The 16,455-nt window shown below is 72.1% G+C and carries 15 protein-coding genes; 8 read left to right on the forward strand and 7 right to left on the reverse strand.

Going from position 1 to position 16,455, the window contains the following annotated elements:
* Positions 1-60 precede the first annotated feature (60 nt).
* Positions 61-552 (reverse strand): inorganic diphosphatase, encoded by a 492-nt coding sequence (locus tag ACFRAC_RS21505; RefSeq protein WP_250402346.1) that lies wholly within the window; start codon positions 550-552, stop codon positions 61-63.
* Positions 553-631: 79 nt separating this feature from the next.
* On the opposite strand from ACFRAC_RS21505, the gene dacB reads away from it, so the two are divergent.
* The 6 genes from dacB to folE all read left to right on the forward strand — a co-directional run bounded on the left by dacB (position 632) and on the right by folE (position 8,415).
* The gene (gene dacB / locus ACFRAC_RS21510) at positions 632-2,194 is read left to right on the forward strand and encodes a D-alanyl-D-alanine carboxypeptidase/D-alanyl-D-alanine-endopeptidase (RefSeq protein ID WP_382925875.1); all 1,563 of its coding nucleotides are present in this window, start codon (positions 632-634) and stop codon (positions 2,192-2,194) included.
* A 79-nt stretch (positions 2,195-2,273) separates the two neighbouring features.
* The gene (locus tag ACFRAC_RS21515) at positions 2,274-3,407 is read left to right on the forward strand and encodes a zinc-dependent metalloprotease (RefSeq protein ID WP_382925877.1); all 1,134 of its coding nucleotides are present in this window, start codon (positions 2,274-2,276) and stop codon (positions 3,405-3,407) included.
* Positions 3,408-3,618: 211 nt separating this feature from the next.
* Entirely contained in the window at positions 3,619-4,782 is a 1,164-nt protein-coding gene (gene tilS, locus ACFRAC_RS21520; RefSeq protein WP_382925880.1) for a tRNA lysidine(34) synthetase TilS, read from the forward strand.
* A 111-nt stretch (positions 4,783-4,893) separates the two neighbouring features.
* Positions 4,894-5,454, forward strand: a complete 561-nt coding sequence (hpt, locus tag ACFRAC_RS21525) for a hypoxanthine phosphoribosyltransferase (RefSeq protein ID WP_361345778.1) — start codon at positions 4,894-4,896, stop codon at positions 5,452-5,454.
* A gap of 174 nt (positions 5,455-5,628) precedes the next feature.
* Complete coding sequence (gene ftsH / locus ACFRAC_RS21530) at positions 5,629-7,668, forward strand: ATP-dependent zinc metalloprotease FtsH (RefSeq protein ID WP_382925883.1); 2,040 nt, start codon at positions 5,629-5,631, stop codon at positions 7,666-7,668.
* Between the two features lie 141 nt (positions 7,669-7,809).
* Positions 7,810-8,415 (forward strand): GTP cyclohydrolase I FolE, encoded by a 606-nt coding sequence (gene folE, locus ACFRAC_RS21535; protein ID WP_382925886.1) that lies wholly within the window; start codon positions 7,810-7,812, stop codon positions 8,413-8,415.
* A 7-nt stretch (positions 8,416-8,422) separates the two neighbouring features.
* Here the strand turns inward: folE and ACFRAC_RS21540 are convergent, their stop codons facing one another.
* From ACFRAC_RS21540 to ACFRAC_RS21565, 6 genes are all read right to left on the reverse strand, one after another.
* The gene (locus ACFRAC_RS21540; protein WP_382925890.1) at positions 8,423-8,914 is read right to left on the reverse strand and encodes a DUF3180 domain-containing protein; all 492 of its coding nucleotides are present in this window, start codon (positions 8,912-8,914) and stop codon (positions 8,423-8,425) included.
* Positions 8,915-8,975: 61 nt separating this feature from the next.
* Positions 8,976-9,587 (reverse strand): 2-amino-4-hydroxy-6-hydroxymethyldihydropteridine diphosphokinase, encoded by a 612-nt coding sequence (folK, locus tag ACFRAC_RS21545; protein ID WP_382925892.1) that lies wholly within the window; start codon positions 9,585-9,587, stop codon positions 8,976-8,978.
* Positions 9,584-9,943 (reverse strand): dihydroneopterin aldolase, encoded by a 360-nt coding sequence (gene folB, locus ACFRAC_RS21550; RefSeq protein WP_382925895.1) that lies wholly within the window; start codon positions 9,941-9,943, stop codon positions 9,584-9,586. The genes folK and folB overlap by 4 nt, the downstream gene beginning before the upstream one ends.
* 247 nt (positions 9,944-10,190) lie before the next feature.
* A complete protein-coding gene (locus ACFRAC_RS21555; protein WP_382925897.1) occupies positions 10,191-10,697 on the reverse strand; it encodes a nuclear transport factor 2 family protein in 507 nt (168 codons plus the stop codon).
* Complete coding sequence (folP, locus tag ACFRAC_RS21560) at positions 10,694-11,584, reverse strand: dihydropteroate synthase (RefSeq protein WP_382925899.1); 891 nt, start codon at positions 11,582-11,584, stop codon at positions 10,694-10,696. The genes ACFRAC_RS21555 and folP overlap by 4 nt, the downstream gene beginning before the upstream one ends.
* A 66-nt stretch (positions 11,585-11,650) precedes the next feature.
* Positions 11,651-13,477: a phosphatidylglycerol lysyltransferase domain-containing protein gene (locus tag ACFRAC_RS21565; RefSeq protein WP_382925902.1), complete on the reverse strand. Its 1,827-nt coding sequence runs from the start codon at positions 13,475-13,477 to the stop codon at positions 11,651-11,653.
* A gap of 180 nt (positions 13,478-13,657) precedes the next feature.
* On the opposite strand from ACFRAC_RS21565, the gene ACFRAC_RS21570 reads away from it, so the two are divergent.
* Together ACFRAC_RS21570 and ACFRAC_RS21575 are read left to right on the forward strand one after the other, a co-directional pair.
* Positions 13,658-14,803, forward strand: coding sequence for an alpha/beta hydrolase (locus ACFRAC_RS21570; RefSeq protein ID WP_382925904.1), 1,146 nt, complete (start codon positions 13,658-13,660; stop codon positions 14,801-14,803).
* Positions 14,804-14,919: 116 nt separating this feature from the next.
* Entirely contained in the window at positions 14,920-16,338 is a 1,419-nt protein-coding gene (locus ACFRAC_RS21575; RefSeq protein ID WP_382925907.1) for a hypothetical protein, read from the forward strand.
* Positions 16,339-16,455 lie beyond the last annotated feature (117 nt).

Here is a 16,455-nt window from a genome sequence, read left to right on the forward strand (position 1 = left end):
GACGCACGGACGGGCCGCACGCCCGGCGTGCGGCCCGTCCGTGGAACGGCAGGGGACGGCTCAGTGGCCGCCCTGGTCCTCGAAGCGCTTGTAGGAACGCTCGATCTCGGCCTCGGCCTCGGTACGGCCCACCCAGTCGGCTCCCTCGACGGACTTGCCCGGCTCCAGGTCCTTGTAGACCTCGAAGAAGTGCTGGATCTCCAGGCGGTCGAACTCCGACACGTGGTGGATGTCGCGCAGGTGCTCCACGCGCGGGTCGGTGGCCGGGACACACAGCAGCTTGTCGTCGCCGCCGGCCTCGTCCGTCATCCGGAACATGCCGATCGCGCGGCACTTGATGAGGCAGCCCGGGAAGGTCGGCTCGTCCAGGATGACGAGCGCGTCCAGCGGGTCGCCGTCCTCGCCGAGGGTGTTCTCGACGAAGCCGTAGTCGGTCGGGTAGGCGGTCGAAGTGAAGAGTCGACGGTCCAGGCGGATACGACCGGTCTCGTGGTCCACCTCGTACTTGTTCCGCGAACCCTTCGGAATCTCGATCGTGACGTCGAACTCCACCGGTGGCTCCTCCATGATCAACACATAGTTCTGGTGATTAAGTGTCCCTCACGCAGGTGTGTGATCGCGAAAGGGGCTGGTGGTCGTGCCAGAGCTGAGACCTTGGCGAGCCGCGAGACCGCGGGTGACGCGGCTCGCGAACGCCGTGGGACCGCGACTGACGCGGGCCGCGGACGCCCTGCGGCCACGTCTCGCACGCGCCACGAGGCCGAAGACCTGGCAGTACACCGCCGGCGCCGCCACCGCCGGACTGGCGCTGGCCGCCACGGTGGTGACCGCCGCGGGCCCCTGGGACTCCACCGGTCAGCGTACGGCCGAGCGGGACCGGGCGGCCGCCCAGGAGCGCACGGGTGGCACAGATCACGGCCGGGACGCCGACCCCTCCGGCGCGCGGGCCAGGGGCCCGCGCCCCGCACCCAGCGCGGGCGCCGTGCTCACCGCCCTGGGCGCCGGCACCGGCCACGCCGGGTCCGTCCCCGACGGCAAGGCGCTCGCCACCGTCCTCGGTCCCCTCCTGGACGCCCCCGAGCTCGGCCGCCGCACCGGCGCCGCCGTCGTGGACGTGGCCACCGGCCGGCGCCTCTACGGCGACGGCGCTTCCGAGGCCCTCACCCCCGCCTCCACCACCAAGATCGCCACCGCCGTCGCCGCCCTCACCGCGATGGGCCCCGACCACCGCCTCACCACCCGCACCGCCCTGGAACCCGACACGAGGGAACTGGTCCTCGTCGGCGGCGGCGACCCCACCCTCACCGCCCGCGAGAAGACCGGCGGCTGGGCCGGGCTGCGCGACCTCGCCGCGAAGACCGCCGACGCCCTGAAGAAGCGCGGCCTGCGCAAGGTCACCCTGTCCTACGACACGACGCTCTACGCCGGACCCGCACGCCACCCCATCGGCAAGAACACCAACCTCGCCCCCGTCAGCGCCCTGATGGCCGACGAGGGCCGCCTCGACGACTCGAGCAGCGGCACCGCGGACCGCAGCGACGACCCCGCCGGGGACGCGGCGAAACGCTTCGCCGACCTCCTCGCCGACCACGGTGTGCGCACCAGTGCGCCCGGCCCCTCCAAGGCCACCAACCGCGCCGAGTCCCTCGCCCGGGTCACCTCGCCCCCGCTCACCGCCCTGGTCGAACGCATGCTGACCAACAGCGACAACGACATCGCCGAGGCCCTGGCCCGCCACACCGCCCTCGCGAGCGGCGAACGTCCCGACTTCGCGGGCGCCGGCAAGGCCATCGAGGCCCGGCTCGGCAAGCTCGGACTGCCCGTCTCCGGCGCCACGTTCATGGACGGCAGCGGCCTCGACCGGCGCGACGCCCTCACCGCCGACCTCCTCACCGCCCTGCTCGCCCACGCCGCCGACCCCGCCCGCCCCGAACTGCGCCCCGCCCTCACCGGCCTGCCCGTCGCGGGCTTCACGGGCACCCTCACCACCCGCTACACCGACGGCGCCGCGGGCGTCGTCCGCGCCAAGACCGGCACCCTCACCGGCGTCAACACCCTGGCCGGCACCGTCGTCGACCAGGACGGACGCCTGCTCGCCTTCGCGTTCCTCGCCTCCGACACCAGCGACCGGGACGCGGCCCAGACCGCCCTCGACCGGGCCGCCACGGCCCTCGCCGCCTGCGGGTGCCGGTGACGGTCCCGTGGGCACCGGCCCGGGGGCGGTCCGCTCGCACGCCCTGCCCCGACCGGGAAGGCTCACGTACGGTTGACGCATGACGAGCATCGGTGGTGCTGCTTCTTCTCAGATGGTCGACTGGAACCTCGCGGTGGCGACCGCGACCCGGTTCGTAAGGCCGGGCCCCGAGGTGAGCCGCGACGAGGCCAGGGCCGTCGTGGCGGAACTGCGCCGGCACGCGAAGTCCTCCGAGGAACACGTCCGCGGGTTCACCCGCATGGGCACCGAGGAGGTCCACGACACCCCGGTCCTCGTGGTCGACCGGCCCGGCTGGATCCGGGCCAACGTCGCCGGGTTCCGCGAGATCCTCAAGCCCCTGCTGGAGAAGATGCAGGAGCGCCGCGGCACAGGCACCGGCCAGGCCGTCCTCGGCGCCGTCGGCGGCAAGGTCACCGGCGTCGAGCTCGGGATGCTGCTGTCGTTCCTGGCCTCCCGCGTCCTCGGGCAGTACGAGACCTTCGCCCCGGCCACCCGTGACCTCCCCGCCGGGCAGAACGGCGGCGGCCGGCTGCTGCTCGTCGCCCCCAACATCGTCCACCTCGAACGCGAACTCGACGTCCACCCGCACGACTTCCGTCTGTGGGTGTGCCTCCACGAGGAGACCCACCGCACCCAGTTCAGCGCCGTCCCCTGGCTGCGGGACCACCTCGAGGGCGAAATCCAGTCTTTCCTCAGCGAGACCGACGTCGACCCCATGACCATCCTGGAACGCGTCCGCGAGGCCGCCCAGTCCCTCGTCGGCGGCCGGTCCGAGGCCGAGGAGGACGACGGCGGACGCTCCTTCGTCGAACTCGTCCAGACCCCCGGCCAGCGGGAGGTCCTCGGCCGCCTCACCGCCGTGATGTCCCTCCTGGAGGGCCACGCCGACTTCGTCATGGACGGCGTCGGCCCCGCCGTCGTCCCGTCCGTCGCCGAGATCCGCGAGAAGTTCCAGCAGCGCCGTGCCAAGGGCGCCTCCCGGCTCGACACGGCCCTGCGCAAGCTGCTCGGCCTGGACGCCAAGCTCCGCCAGTACCGCGACGGCGAGCGCTTCGTCCGCGCCGTCGTCGACCAGGTCGGCGTGGACGGCTTCAACCGCGTCTGGACGTCCCCGAACACCCTCCCCACCAAGGCGGAGATCGCCGCACCGGCGGACTGGATCGCCCGCGTGCACCGCAAGGCCGACGGATGACACCCCCGGCTCGCCGCGCATCTCATACGACGGGCGTGAACGGAAATCGGCCGACGGCAGACGAACGCCCCTCCAATCACCCGTCCGAGGGACCGTGAGCCATGGGTAGGCGTGCAATGCTCGGGGAACGGCCCGCCTCTGTCACCATCTACACACTCTGAGTGACCGAGCTCGGCCACATCCCCGGACAACTTCATGAAGGGAACCGGACATGGGTCCCCATCCTGCGGTCGCGGCGATACGCCTGGCGGTTCGCCGCGTACTCCACGACCTCCTCACCGAACACGACCGAACCACCGACGTCCCCGCCCCCGGCAACCGCGCCCCCCGGCCGCAGGCACCGGCCGTGACGCCGGTCGCCGCCGCGCGGGTCGCCCACGACACCGCGCGTGACACGGCGTACGACCTCCCCGGCCCGGCCCAGCGCGCGCCCCGGCGCGCCACCCCGCACGAGCGAACCCCCTCCCCGCTCGTCCTCGTGGCCTGCTCCGGCGGCGCCGACTCCATGGCCCTCGCCTCCGCCCTCGCCTTCGAGGCCCCCAAACTCGGCATCCGCGCCGGCGGCATCACCGTCGACCACGGTCTGCAGCCCGGCTCCGACCTGCGCGCCGAGGAAGTCGTCCTGCGCCTGCGCGAACTCGGCCTCGACCCGGTCGAGTCGATCGCCGTCACCGTCGGCCGCGGCGGTGGGCCCGAAGCCGCCGCCCGCGACGCCCGCTACGCCGCCCTCGACGGCGCGGCCGAACGCCACGGCGCCGCCGCCGTCCTGCTCGGCCACACCCGCGACGACCAGGCCGAGACCGTCCTGCTCGGCCTCGCCCGCGGCTCCGGAATCCGCTCCCTGTCCGGGATGGCCGCGGTCTCGGGGGCCGGCGGCCGTTACCGCCGCCCCTTCCTCGGCCTCGACCGGCAGACCGCCCGCAAGGCCTGCATGGTCCAGGCCCTGCCCGTCTGGGACGACCCCCACAACTCCGACCCCGCCTACACCCGCTCCCGGCTGCGCCAGGAGGGCCTGCCCGCCCTGGAGAAGGCGCTCGGCAAAGGTGTCGTCGAAGCCCTCGCCCGCACCGCCCAGCTCTCCCGCGACGACGCCGACGCCCTCGACGCCTGGGCCGGCCAGGCCGAGACCGCCGTCCGTGACGCCGCCGGACTCCTCGACTGCGCCAAGCTCTACACGCTGCCGCCCGCGGTGCGCCGCCGGATCCTGCGCCGGGCCGCCATCGAGGCGGGCGCACCCGCCGGTTCGCTCTTCGCCCGGCACGTCGAGGAAGTCGACCGCCTGATCACCGGCTGGCGCGGCCAGGGGGCCATCAACCTCCCCGGCAAAGTCGTCGCCCGCCGCCAGGGTGGCAGACTGGTGATTCGGCAAGGCTGAAAAAAAGACCCCCCAGGGAGAGACCGGGCCTCCGGACCCGGAAGGCCCCGGACTCCCGCGGGGGACGTCAGCCGTAGGGCCGTGCAGAAGCGGGACGACCTACCGAAAGTGATGCGGGTGGACGCGAAAGACATGGGTGCCGACCTCAAGAAGGTGCTCATCACCAAGGAAGAGATCGACGCGAAGCTGGCAGAGCTGGCCGCGAAGATCGACGCTGAGTACGCGGGCAAGGACCTGCTCATCGTCGGTGTGCTCAAGGGCGCGGTGATGGTCATGGCCGACCTCGCCAGGGCGCTGTCCACCCCCGTCACCATGGACTGGATGGCCGTCTCCTCGTACGGCGCCGGCACCCAGTCCTCCGGGGTCGTGCGGATCCTCAAGGACCTCGACACCGACATCAAGGGCCGGCACGTCCTGATCGTCGAGGACATCATCGACTCCGGCCTGACCCTGTCGTGGCTGCTGTCCAACCTCGGCTCCCGCGAGCCCGCGAGCCTCAAGGTGTGCACGCTGCTGCGCAAGCCCGACGCGGCCAAGGTGGCCATCGACGTCGAGTGGGTCGGCTTCGACATCCCCAACGAGTTCGTCGTGGGCTACGGCCTCGACTACGCCGAGAAGTACCGCAACCTCCCGTTCGTCGGTACCCTCGCGCCCCACGTCTACGGCGGCTGACCCCGCTCCGTAGGAAGATCGGGAACCCCAGCGGGCATCGCGCCGTTGGAGCAAGCAGACGGGCTTGACGGCCGTCCCGTGCGGCTACGGGCGTCGAAGCTGGGGTACCGTCAGAAGAACTGTCTTATCAAACTCACTATGGCAGGAGGGACGGGGCGGCACCGCTCCGTATGGATGGACGTGAAGCGATACTTCCGTGGGCCGGTCATGTGGATCGTGCTGGCCGTCCTTGCCGTGGTCGTGTTGATGCAGGTCGTCGGCTCGTCCGGCGGCTACAAGACGGTGGACACCGGCCAGGTCGTCCAGGCGATCAATGAGAACAAGGTCGAGTCGGCCAAGATCACCACTGGCGACGAGCAGAACATCAAGGTCCAGCTCAAAGACGGTGTGAAGGTCGAGGGATCCACCAAGATCCAGGCCAGCTACATCGGCGACCAGGGCGTGGGCATCGCCAACACCCTGCAGAACAAGTACCAGCAGAAGCAGATCCCCGACGGCTACACGGTGTCGCCGTCCAAGCAGAACCCGTTCGTCGGCATCCTGCTGTCCCTGCTTCCCTTCGTCCTCATCGTCGTCGTCTTCCTGTTCCTGATGAATCAGATGCAGGGCGGCGGCTCCCGGGTCATGAACTTCGGGAAGTCGAAGGCGAAGCTCATCACCAAGGACACCCCGAAGACGACGTTCTCGGACGTCGCCGGCTCGGACGAGGCCGTCGAGGAGCTCCAGGAGATCAAGGAGTTCCTCCAGGAGCCCGCCAAGTTCCAGGCCGTCGGCGCGAAGATCCCCAAGGGCGTCCTGCTCTACGGCCCTCCCGGCACCGGTAAGACGCTCCTCGCGCGCGCCGTCGCCGGCGAGGCGGGCGTGCCCTTCTACTCGATCTCCGGTTCCGACTTCGTCGAGATGTTCGTCGGTGTCGGTGCCTCCCGGGTCCGTGACCTGTTCGAGCAGGCCAAGGCGAACGCCCCGGCGATCGTCTTCGTCGACGAGATCGACGCGGTCGGCCGCCACCGCGGCGCCGGCCTCGGCGGCGGGCACGACGAGCGCGAGCAGACGCTGAACCAGCTGCTCGTCGAGATGGACGGCTTCGACGTCAAGGGCGGTGTGATCCTCATCGCCGCCACGAACCGGCCCGACATCCTCGACCCGGCCCTCCTGCGCCCGGGCCGCTTCGACCGGCAGATCGCCGTCGACCGCCCCGACATGCAGGGCCGTCTGGAGATCCTGAAGGTCCACCAGAAGGGCAAGCCGGTCGCCCCGGACGTCGACCTGTCGGCGGTCGCCCGCCGTACGCCGGGCTTCACCGGTGCCGACCTGAGCAACGTCCTCAACGAGGCCGCCCTGCTCACGGCCCGCTCCGACAAGAAGCTCATCGACAACCACATGCTGGACGAGGCCATCGACCGCGTCGTGGCGGGCCCGCAGAAGCGGACCCGGATCATGTCGGACAAGGAGAAGAAGATCACCGCGTACCACGAGGGCGGACACGCCCTGGTCGCGGCGGCCTCCCCGAACTCCGACCCGGTCCACAAGATCACGATCCTGTCGAGAGGCCGTGCCCTCGGTTACACGATGGTGCTCCCGGACGAGGACAAGTACTCGACCACCCGCAACGAGATGCTGGACCAGCTGGCCTACATGCTGGGCGGCCGCGCGGCCGAGGAACTGGTCTTCCACGACCCGACCACGGGCGCCGCGAACGACATCGAGAAGGCCACGGCCACGGCTCGCGCGATGGTCACGCAGTACGGCATGACCGAGCGTCTCGGCGCCATCAAGTTCGGCGGCGACAACACCGAGCCGTTCCTCGGGCGTGAGATGGCTCACCAGCGCGACTACTCGGAAGAGGTCGCCGCCCTGGTGGACGAGGAAGTCAAGAAGCTCATCGAGAACGCGCACAACGAAGCCTGGGAAATCCTGGTGGAGAACCGCGACGTCCTCGACAACCTCGTCCTGGCCCTGCTGGAGAAGGAGACGCTGAACAAGGAGCAGATCGCCGAGATCTTCGCTCCCATCGTCAAGCGTCCCCCGCGGCCGGCCTGGACCGGCTCCTCCCGCCGCACCCCGTCCACCCGTCCGCCGGTGCTCTCCCCCAAGGAGCTCGCACTGACGAACGGCGCCAACGGCACGACCCCGGCGATCAGCACCGCCAAGTCGACGGTGACGGACCCCGCCCCCGCGGCCGAGCCGGCCCCCGAGGAGCGCCCCGAGAGCTGACGCTCCCACCCGGTCGATGACCGGGACCGGAATGGATGCCGTGTCCCCCAGGGTTCTAGCCTGGGGGGCGCGGTATTTCCGTATGACCGCAGTTCAGACGCGTGACCCATACGCGCCACCCGCGAAGGAACGAGGCAGCAGATGACCGACCCGGTGACGCTGGACGGCGAAGGCCGCATAGGCGAGTTCGACGAGAAGCGCGCCGAGGCCGCCATACGGGAGCTGCTGATCGCGGTGGGCGAGGACCCGGACCGCGAGGGCCTGAAGGAGACGCCGGCGCGGGTGGCACGGGCGTACCGGGAGCTGCTGGCGGGGCTGCGTCAGGACCCCGAGGACGTGCTGACGACGACCTTCGACCTCGGGCACGACGAGATGGTGCTCGTGAAGGACATCGAGATCGTCAGCCTCTGTGAGCACCACATGCTGCCGTTCCACGGCGTGGCGCACGTGGGCTACATCCCGGCGGAGAGCGGCAAGATCACCGGCCTGTCGAAGCTCGCCCGGCTGGTCGAGGTGTTCGCCCGCCGGCTGCAGGTGCAGGAACGTCTCACCACGCAGATCGCCGACTCCCTGATGCGGATCCTGGAGGCCCGGGGCGTGATCGTGGTCATCGAGGCCGAGCACATGTGCATGTCGGTGCGCGGCATCCGCAAGCCCGGCGCCAAGACCACGACGTCGGCGGTGCGCGGTCAGCTCCGCGACGCCACGACCCGCGCCGAGGCGATGAGCCTCATCCTGGCCCGCTGAGCCGGCGCTAGGTGGTCGGGGCCGCCCCCGTGCCGTTGTGGTCGTCTTCGTCCTCCGGGAGCTTGCAGACGCGCTCCAGGAACAGGGCGGCCGCGACGACGCCGACGGCGGCCACCACCGAGAAGCCGGCGTAGATGGCCTGGTCGCGGCGGGCGGGGATGTCCAGGAGCTCCAGCAGGAAGACGCCCGTGCCGCCGTACATGCCGGCGACCAGGGCGGCCACCAGGGCGCTGGCCTGGCCGAAGACGACGGCGCGGGCGGCCATCAGGGGGTCGACGCCCTTGGCCTCGGGGTCACGCTCGCGCTGCGCCTTGAGGCGGGAGCGGATGGACAGCGCCGTGGACAGCAGGATCACGGCGATGATCGTCAGCACGATGGGGGCGGCCAGGGGGACGCTGGGCAGGGTCCCCACCGAGTTCCACAGGCGGGCGCCCGCCCAGGACAGGACTCCGGCCACTACGAACACGCCGACCAGCATCCTGATGCGCAGCTCTCTCACGGTGTCCCTTCAGCTCCCCCCGGGGCCCCACGGAGTGTGGGCCGGCTCTTGACCTTAACGACTACTCGGGCAGCCGGAGTTCCAGGTCCTGGCGGGGGACGACGCCGCGGCGGGTGAGGGTGCCGAGCAGGTCGGCGACCGCGCCGTGGCCGGGCAGCAGGGCCTCCGGGTCCAGGTCGAGCCAGGGCGCGAGGACGAACGCCCGCTCGTGGGCGCGCGGGTGGGGGAGGGTGAGCACCGGGTCGTCGGAGACGACGTCGGCGTAGGCGACGATGTCGACGTCGAGGGTGCGGGCGCCCCAGCGTTCGTCCCGGACGCGGTGGAAGGCCTCCTCGACGGCGTGGGCCCGCTCCAGCAGCGAGGACGGCGGCAGGGTGGTCTTCAGGACCACGACCGCGTTGAAGTACGACGGCTGGCTGCCGGGCTCGACACCCCAGGGCTCCGTCTCGTAGACGGGGGAGACGCCCTTGACGCGCAGACCCGGTGTGTCCGCCAGGGCGTCCACGGCGCCCTGCAGGGTCTCCAGGCGGTTGCCGAGGTTGGACCCGAGGGAGATCACGGCCCGTTTCGGGTTGTGGAGGGTGGTGTCGGCGGCGTCGACCTTGTCGACGACGGAGGCGGGTACCGGCTGGACGGTCGGGTCGCTGGGGCCCTTGATGAAGGGTGCGGTCATACTCGGCTCCGGGTGATGGTGACGGTCACGTCGTCGAAGGGCACGGTGATCGGCGCGTCCGGCTTGTGGACGGTGACCTCGACCTCCCGGACGCCTTCGTGCTTCAGGCAGGCCTGGGCGACGCGCTCGGCGAGCGTCTCGATGAGATTGACCGGTTCGCCCTGGACGACGCCCACGACCTCCTCCGCCACGACGCCGTAGTGCACGGTCTTCGCCAGGTCGTCGTCGGCGGCGGCGGGCCGGGTGTCCAGGCCGAGGACGAGGTCCACGACGAAGGTCTGGCCCTCCCTGCGTTCCTCGGGGAACACACCGTGGTACCCGCGGGCCTTCAGGCCGCGCAGCGCGACACGATCCACGCGAATCACTCCTGCAGTCGTCGGTGACGGCCGGTCGGTGCCGTGTGCGGGCGGCACACCGGCCTCGACCGAATCTACCCGCGGGCACCGACAGGGCCGGGCCGCGGGGGCGCGGCCCGATCCGTCACCCCAGAAGGCGCGAGGCGTGTGTCCTCTGGGACCGCGGCGGCTCACGGGTCGGTAGCCGCCCCTACCCGCGGCCGCGTGATTCCAACCACCTCTTGGTCCCTGTGGCCCGCGTACCCACTCAGCCGGGGGTCTCGTCGCCCTCTTCCCCGTCGGTCTCGGCGAGGACGGGGGAGGCGTGGTGGGTCCACATCTTCCAGCCGTCGGATGTGCGCCGGTACACGTTCGTGGCGACGACGAGCTGTCCGACGAGAGGCCCGAGCTCGTCGTCGTGTCCCTCGGGGGCGGGGCCGCCGCTGAGGATGTTCTCGGTGCAGGTGACGATCGCGGTGTCACCGGTGACGGAGGTGTGCACGTCGGTCAGGAAGAACTGGATGTAGTCGGTGTTCGCCATGATCAGCGCGTACGACCGCAGGACCTCGCCACGGCCGGTGAGCACGGGCCAGCCGGGGTGCACGCAGGAGACCACGCCGACGTCGGCCGGGTCGTGGTAGCTCTCGTCGACGCCCAGGTCGGACGGGGTGAGCCAGAGCGAGGACAGCGTCTCGAAGTCGCCGCGCTCCAGCGCCTCGTAGAAGGCCGTGTTGGCGGCTTCCACCTGCTCGACGTCGGTGTGGGGGGCGCTCACCGGGCTCCTTCGCGACCCGCTGCGCCGCCGCGCGCTTCCTCGATGGCGTGCACGACGCGTACGGCGTCGGCGGTGGCGCGCACCTCGTGGACGCGTACGGCCCAGGCGCCGGCGTGCGCGGCGAGCGCCGAGACGGCGGCGGTGGCGGCGTCGCGTTCCCGGGCGGGCGGCGGCTCGCCCTCCGGGCCGGCGAGGACGCGGCCGAGGAACCGCTTGCGGGAGGCGGCGACCAGGACCGGGTGCCCGAGGGCGTGCAGCCGGTCGAGGTGGGCGAGCAGGACGAGGTCGTGCTCGCCGTCCTTGGAGAAGCCGAGGCCGGGGTCGACGACGATGCGGTCGGGGGCGATGCCGCCGGCCAGGACGGCGTCCACGCGCGCGCGGATCTCGTCGACGACCTCGGTGACGACGTCGGCGTACACGCCCTTGACGTTCCCGCCCTGGAGGAAGCCGCGCCAGTGCATGACGACGAAGGGGGCGCCCGCGGCGGCGACGGCCGGGATCATCGCGGGGTCGGCCTGGCCGCCGCTGACGTCGTTGACGAGGGCGGCGCCGGCGGCGAGGGCCCGCTCGGCGACGGAGGCGCGCATGGTGTCGACGGAGATCGTGACGCCCTCGGCGGCGAGGCCGCGGACGACGGGGATGACGCGGCGCAGCTCCTCGTCCTCGTCGACCCGGGTGGCGCCGGGGCGGGTGGACTCGCCGCCGACGTCGACGAGGTCGGCGCCCTGCTCGACCAGCGCGAGGCCGTGCTTGACGGCGGACGTGGTGTCGAACCAGCGGCCGCCGTCGGAGAAGGAGTCGGGGGTCACGTTGACGACTCCCATGACCGCGCACCGGCCCCACTGCGGAAGGCCCGCGACCCGCCCGCGTCCGCTCTGCTTGCTCATACGTTCAGCGTAGGCCCAAGCCGGGTCGGTGACGTGCCGCGGCCCGGTCCCGCCCTGGTCGGAGCCTCAGGCGGCCCGGACGTCCCCTTCCGTGACGCGGTGCGGGCAGGGGCGCGGGGCGGCGCCGCGGCGGCGCAGGAAACGCGGCAGGGCCAGGTTGACGAAGCCCTCGGCCTGCATGGCGGCGATGCCGAGGCGGGGGAGGTCGGCGGAGGCGCGGTAGACGACGAAGCGGGGCTCCCAGCGGGGCTGGAACTTGGCGTTGAACTTGTACAGGGACTCGATCTGGAACCAGCGCGAGAGGAAGACGAGCAGGCCGCGCCAGGCCCGCAGGACGGGTCCCGCGCCGATCTTCTCGCCGCGGGCGAGGGCCGAGCGGAACATGGCGAAGTTGAGCGACACGCGCGCGATGCCGAACCTGGGGGCGGCCTGGAGGGCGGCCACGATCAGCAGTTCGTTCATGCCGGGGTCGGCGGAGCGGTCACGGCGCATCAGGTCCAGGGAGACGCCGTCGGTGCCCCAGGGCACGAAGTGCAGTACGGCCTTGAGGTCGCCGTAGGGGCCGGGCTCCGCGTCGCTCTTGTGGGCGGTGGCGATGAGGCAGTCGCCGTCGGCGGGGTCGCCGACGCGCCCGAGGGCCATGGAGAAGCCGCGCTCGGTGTCGGTGCCGCGCCAGTCCTCGGCGGCCCGGCGGACGCGCTCCAGTTCGGTGTCGCCGAGGTCACGGACACGGCGTACCCGGGTCTCGTAACCGGCGCGCTCGATGCGCTTGACCATCTGGCGCACGTTGCGCATCGCGCGGCCGGTGAGCGAGAAATCCGGGACGTCCACCACCGCCTCGTCGCCCAGCTCGAGGGCGTCGAGCCCGGTCTCGCGGGTCCAGACCTCGGCGCCGGTCTCGGAGCAGCCCATGACGGCCGGGGTCCAGGAGTGGGCCTTGGCCTCGTCCATGAAGCGCTCGATGGCGCCGGGCCACGCCTCGACGTCGCCGATGGGGTCGCCGCTGGCGAGCATGACGCCGGAGACGACGCGGTAGGTCACCGCGGCCTTGCCGCTGGGGGAGAAGACGACGGCCTTGTCGCGGCGCAGGCTGAAGTGGCCGAGGGAGTCCCGGCCGCCGTGCCGGGCGAGCAGGGCGCGCAGGCGTGCCTCGTCGTCCTCGGTGAGGCGCGCGGCCGGGTGCTCGGGCCGGAAGGCGAGGTAGATGGTGGTGACGGCGGTGATCCAGCCGAGGGCGCCGAGGGAGAAGGCGACGGTCCAGGAGGTGCTGCCCTGGTAGTCGACGGGACCCTCGAAGCCGGCCATGCCGTACAGGACGTGGCTGATGCGGTCGGCCAGGCTCGGGTCACCGAGGAGCGTGCCCGGGTGGGCGCTGACGATGACGAGTCCGAGGGCGAGCGAGCCGGCGCCCATGAGGATCAGGTTGGCCAGGGCCCGCCAGCGGCTGCGCGGGTCGGGCAGGGCCACGAACTGGTCGCGGTGACGCAGCAGGGTGACGAGGAGCCAGACGGAGATGAGGACGCCGATGACGGAGTGGCGGTAGGTGAACTGGGCCATCGCTCCGGCGGGCAGCAGGACGACGGCCGCGCGCCACGCCCGCCGCTTGCCGCGCCTGAGCCCGTGGGCGAGCAGCAGCAGGAGCACACCGGCGCTGAGCGACAGCGCGGCCGCGAACGGGCCGAAGGCGCCGGGCAGTACCTCGGCGAGGGCGTGCATCCGGCTGTGCCGGAAGCGTGGGAAGACGCCCGCGGCGACGTTCAGCAGGCCGACCAGGGCGCAGGCCCGTCCGACCAGGAGGGGGGCGGACTCGGGGCGCGGGCCCAGCAGAAGCGGCCGCAGCCGGTCCGACAGATGCCGTATCCGGCTCGCCCGTTGCGGAACCCCGCCCGACATTTCCACATCTGTCCTGACAGACATCGCATCCCATGAGTTCCGCGAGAGATTTGGATCCGGTGCCTATTCGGGCATCCGGCGACATTGCGCCCTCTAGGACGGTGTCGTGGGGGAAGAGGTTCACTCGGCTTCCCTAAACCGTTTTCAAAGGCCAAGGAAAGCGCGGACGGGTAACCATCGATGGGTCTCACGAGCGACAAGGTGCTGGCGCTGGCGGTCCTGACGGCCGTGGGGCTGTTCGCCGGCACGGTGTGGCTGTGGCCACGGCTGGCACGGCGGAGCGTACGGGCCGTGGCGGGGCGGGTCGGGCTGCTGCTGGGCACACAGCTGGCGCTGTTCGCGTCGGTCGGTCTCACCGCGAACCAGGCTTTCGGGTTCTACGCCGACTGGGCCGACCTGTTCGGGCAGGAGAAGCGCATGGGGGTGGTGGTCGACCACACCCCGCCGGGCGGTCCGCTGCGCGTCGTGGAGACGCGGCGGGTGCCGGGGTCGGCGAGCCGGGACCCGGCGGTGAGCGGACAGGTCCAGAAGGTCGAGATCGTGGGCCGTACGACCCGTATCGCCACGCCCGCGTACGTCTATCTGCCACCGGAGTATTTCCGGCCGGGATTTCGCACCCGGGCGTTTCCCGCGGCCGTCGTCCTGACCGGCTATCCGGGGACGGCCCGGGCGCTGGTGGACAAGCTCGACTATCCGCGGACGGCGGCGCGGCTCGCCGATCAGGGCCGTATGCCTCCGATGGTGCTGGTGATGATGCGCCCGACCGTGGCGCCGCCCCGGGACACGGAATGCGTGGACATCCCCGGCGGGCCGCAGACCGAGAGCTTCTTCGCCGAGGATCTGCCCGACGCCGTCGGCGGCCACTACCGGGTGGGCGGACAGCCCGGCGGCTGGGGGGTGATCGGTGATTCCACCGGCGGATACTGCGCGTTGAAGCTCGCCCTGCACCACCCCGCGGTGTTCGGCGCGGGGGCCGGGCTCTCCGCCTACTACAAGGCGCCCGTCGACGCGACGACCGGTGACCTCTTCCACGGCGACCGGGCCCTGCGCGACCGCGCCGACCTGCGGTGGTGCCTGGAGCACCTGCCCGCCCCGGACACCTCGCTCCTCGTCAGCAGCAGCAAGGCCGGCGAATCGAACTACAAGGACACACGGAAGTTCATCGAGCGAGTGAAAGCGACGAAGCGGACGCGGATCTCCTCGATCATCCTCGAAAGCGGCGGGCACAACTTCAACACCTGGCGGCGCGAGATTCCGGCGACGCTGGAGTGGATGGGCGAGCGGCTGGGTACCCCGGGAAGGGCCGAAGCACCGCTCCGATCTTGATTCTTGGTCAATTCGGCGGTGAATGTGATTCCTGATGCCGTGTGAACGGCGCGGGATGGCCGTCTTTTTACGGGGCGGGGCTCCAAGAATCGCCTACGCGCGGTAAGTTTCTGGCCATGCCACGTGGACGTCACCGTCATTCCCCGCCCCTGCACAGGGTGCTGCCCCCGTCGGCGATCGCAGGCGTGTCCGTCGTCTGGGCACTGGCACCCTGGGTGTTCACCGAACCCGTCGTGCTGCGCGGCCTGGCCGCGGCCGCCGCGGTCACCGCGGTCGTCGGCGCGGTCGTCATGCGCCGCTGGGACGCCCAGGCGGGCAAACAGGTCGCCGACCTCACGCGCGCGCGGGCGAGCGACGAGTGGCGGCACGAGGAACGGGTCGCCGAACTGGAGACCGACCTCGACGAGTCCCGCGAACTGCGCCAGAAGCTGGAGCAGCGGCTGCGCGCCAAGCGGGCCGAGCTCGCGAAGCTGCGCAACGAGCACGCGGCCCTGCTGCGCCGCTACGCCACCGCGGAGACCGAGCGGGCGAGTGTCCTGGAGGAGCGCCGGGTCCTAGAGATAGAGGCGACAACGCCCGCGCGCGCTCTGCCGCCGGGCGCGGCCCCCGCCGACGGGGCCGTGGCCGCACCGGCCGGCGAGGACAGCGCCGCGGCCGAGGCGCCGGCGGACGCTCAGGCGCTGGACCGGGCCGGAGCCGTGGAACCGGACGAGGCCGCGGCGGCCGAGGACACGGAGTCCGGCGAGGAGGCCCCGGCGGTCTTCTCCCCCGAGGGCTCCCGTCTGTTTCTGCGGGCCAAGGCGGCCCTGTCGCGGTTCGACGAGGACGACAAGGACGCGCGGGACGGCAAGGCCGAGGAGAGCGCGGACGAGGACGCGGAGGCCGCCGGGGAACCGGCGGACGACTCCGCCCCCCACGCCGTCGCCCCTCAGGACACCGCCGCAGCCAAGGACGCCGACGCGACGCCGGCCGGCGGCTCCCCGAAGGACGAGCCCCCGCAGCACGTCCCGCCGCAGGGTCCCTCCGGCCGGAGGGCCGTGAAGGCCGGCGCGGGCGCGCCCGAGACGGCGCGCACCGCGGCTTCCGAGACGGAGCGCGCGCCGGAGGACGACCCGCAGGGGAAGTCCGGGGCGGCCGACGGGCACGAGCGCGCGGCCGCCACCACCCAGGCCGGCGCGTCCGCCCCGGTCCAGCCCACGCTGCCGCCGGCCCGCCGGCCCTCGGGCCACTTCATAGAGCCGACCGCGGTGGCCGTCGTCCCCGCGACACCCGCGCGGCGTCCCGCCGTCGAGGGCGGCTTCGACTTCTTCGGCACCCAGAAGCAGACCGGGCCCGCCGCGCTGGAGTCCGTGCAGAACGAGGACCTGGCAGACGTGGTCGGCGAGGAGGCGCTCGCCCTGCACAAGGCCGAGGCCGAGGCGGAGTTCAAGCCCGCCGACGAGCGGTCCCGCGGCATCGGCCAGGTCATCGACCTGACGGCCCACGACGAGACCGAGCACATCGACCTCCAGGGACTGCGCAGCGCGGTCTCCTGACCCGTGCGAGGGGGGCGCCGGGGGCGGCGGGGCCCCGCGCCCCCCCCCGGGGTGTCACACCAAACCGCGGGGCCGCCGGGCGTCCCGGCGGCCCGGGCGGGCCCCCGCGGCCAGCGG

This window comes from Streptomyces sp. NPDC056628 (assembly GCF_042792555.1).
In the GTDB taxonomy this organism is placed as follows: Bacteria; Actinomycetota; Actinomycetes; order Streptomycetales; family Streptomycetaceae; genus Streptomyces.

Excerpts from the sequence above, each read along its gene's own strand:
- ACFRAC_RS21515 (WP_382925877.1), top strand. The coding sequence starts at position 2,274 with ATGACGAGCATCGGTGGTGCTGCTTCTTCTCAGATGGTCGACTGGAAC.
- folK (WP_382925892.1), bottom strand. The coding sequence starts at position 9,587 with ATGACCGCACCCTTCATCAAGGGCCCCAGCGACCCGACCGTCCAGCCG.
- ACFRAC_RS21575 (WP_382925907.1), top strand. The coding sequence starts at position 14,920 with ATGCCACGTGGACGTCACCGTCATTCCCCGCCCCTGCACAGGGTGCTG.
- hpt (WP_361345778.1), top strand. The coding sequence starts at position 4,894 with ATGCGGGTGGACGCGAAAGACATGGGTGCCGACCTCAAGAAGGTGCTC.
- ACFRAC_RS21565 (WP_382925902.1), bottom strand. The coding sequence starts at position 13,477 with ATGTCGGGCGGGGTTCCGCAACGGGCGAGCCGGATACGGCATCTGTCG.
- folE (WP_382925886.1), top strand. The coding sequence starts at position 7,810 with ATGACCGACCCGGTGACGCTGGACGGCGAAGGCCGCATAGGCGAGTTC.
- ACFRAC_RS21570 (WP_382925904.1), top strand. The coding sequence starts at position 13,658 with ATGGGTCTCACGAGCGACAAGGTGCTGGCGCTGGCGGTCCTGACGGCC.
- folP (WP_382925899.1), bottom strand. The coding sequence starts at position 11,584 with ATGAGCAAGCAGAGCGGACGCGGGCGGGTCGCGGGCCTTCCGCAGTGG.
- ftsH (WP_382925883.1), top strand. The coding sequence starts at position 5,629 with ATGGACGTGAAGCGATACTTCCGTGGGCCGGTCATGTGGATCGTGCTG.
- tilS (WP_382925880.1), top strand. The coding sequence starts at position 3,619 with ATGGGTCCCCATCCTGCGGTCGCGGCGATACGCCTGGCGGTTCGCCGC.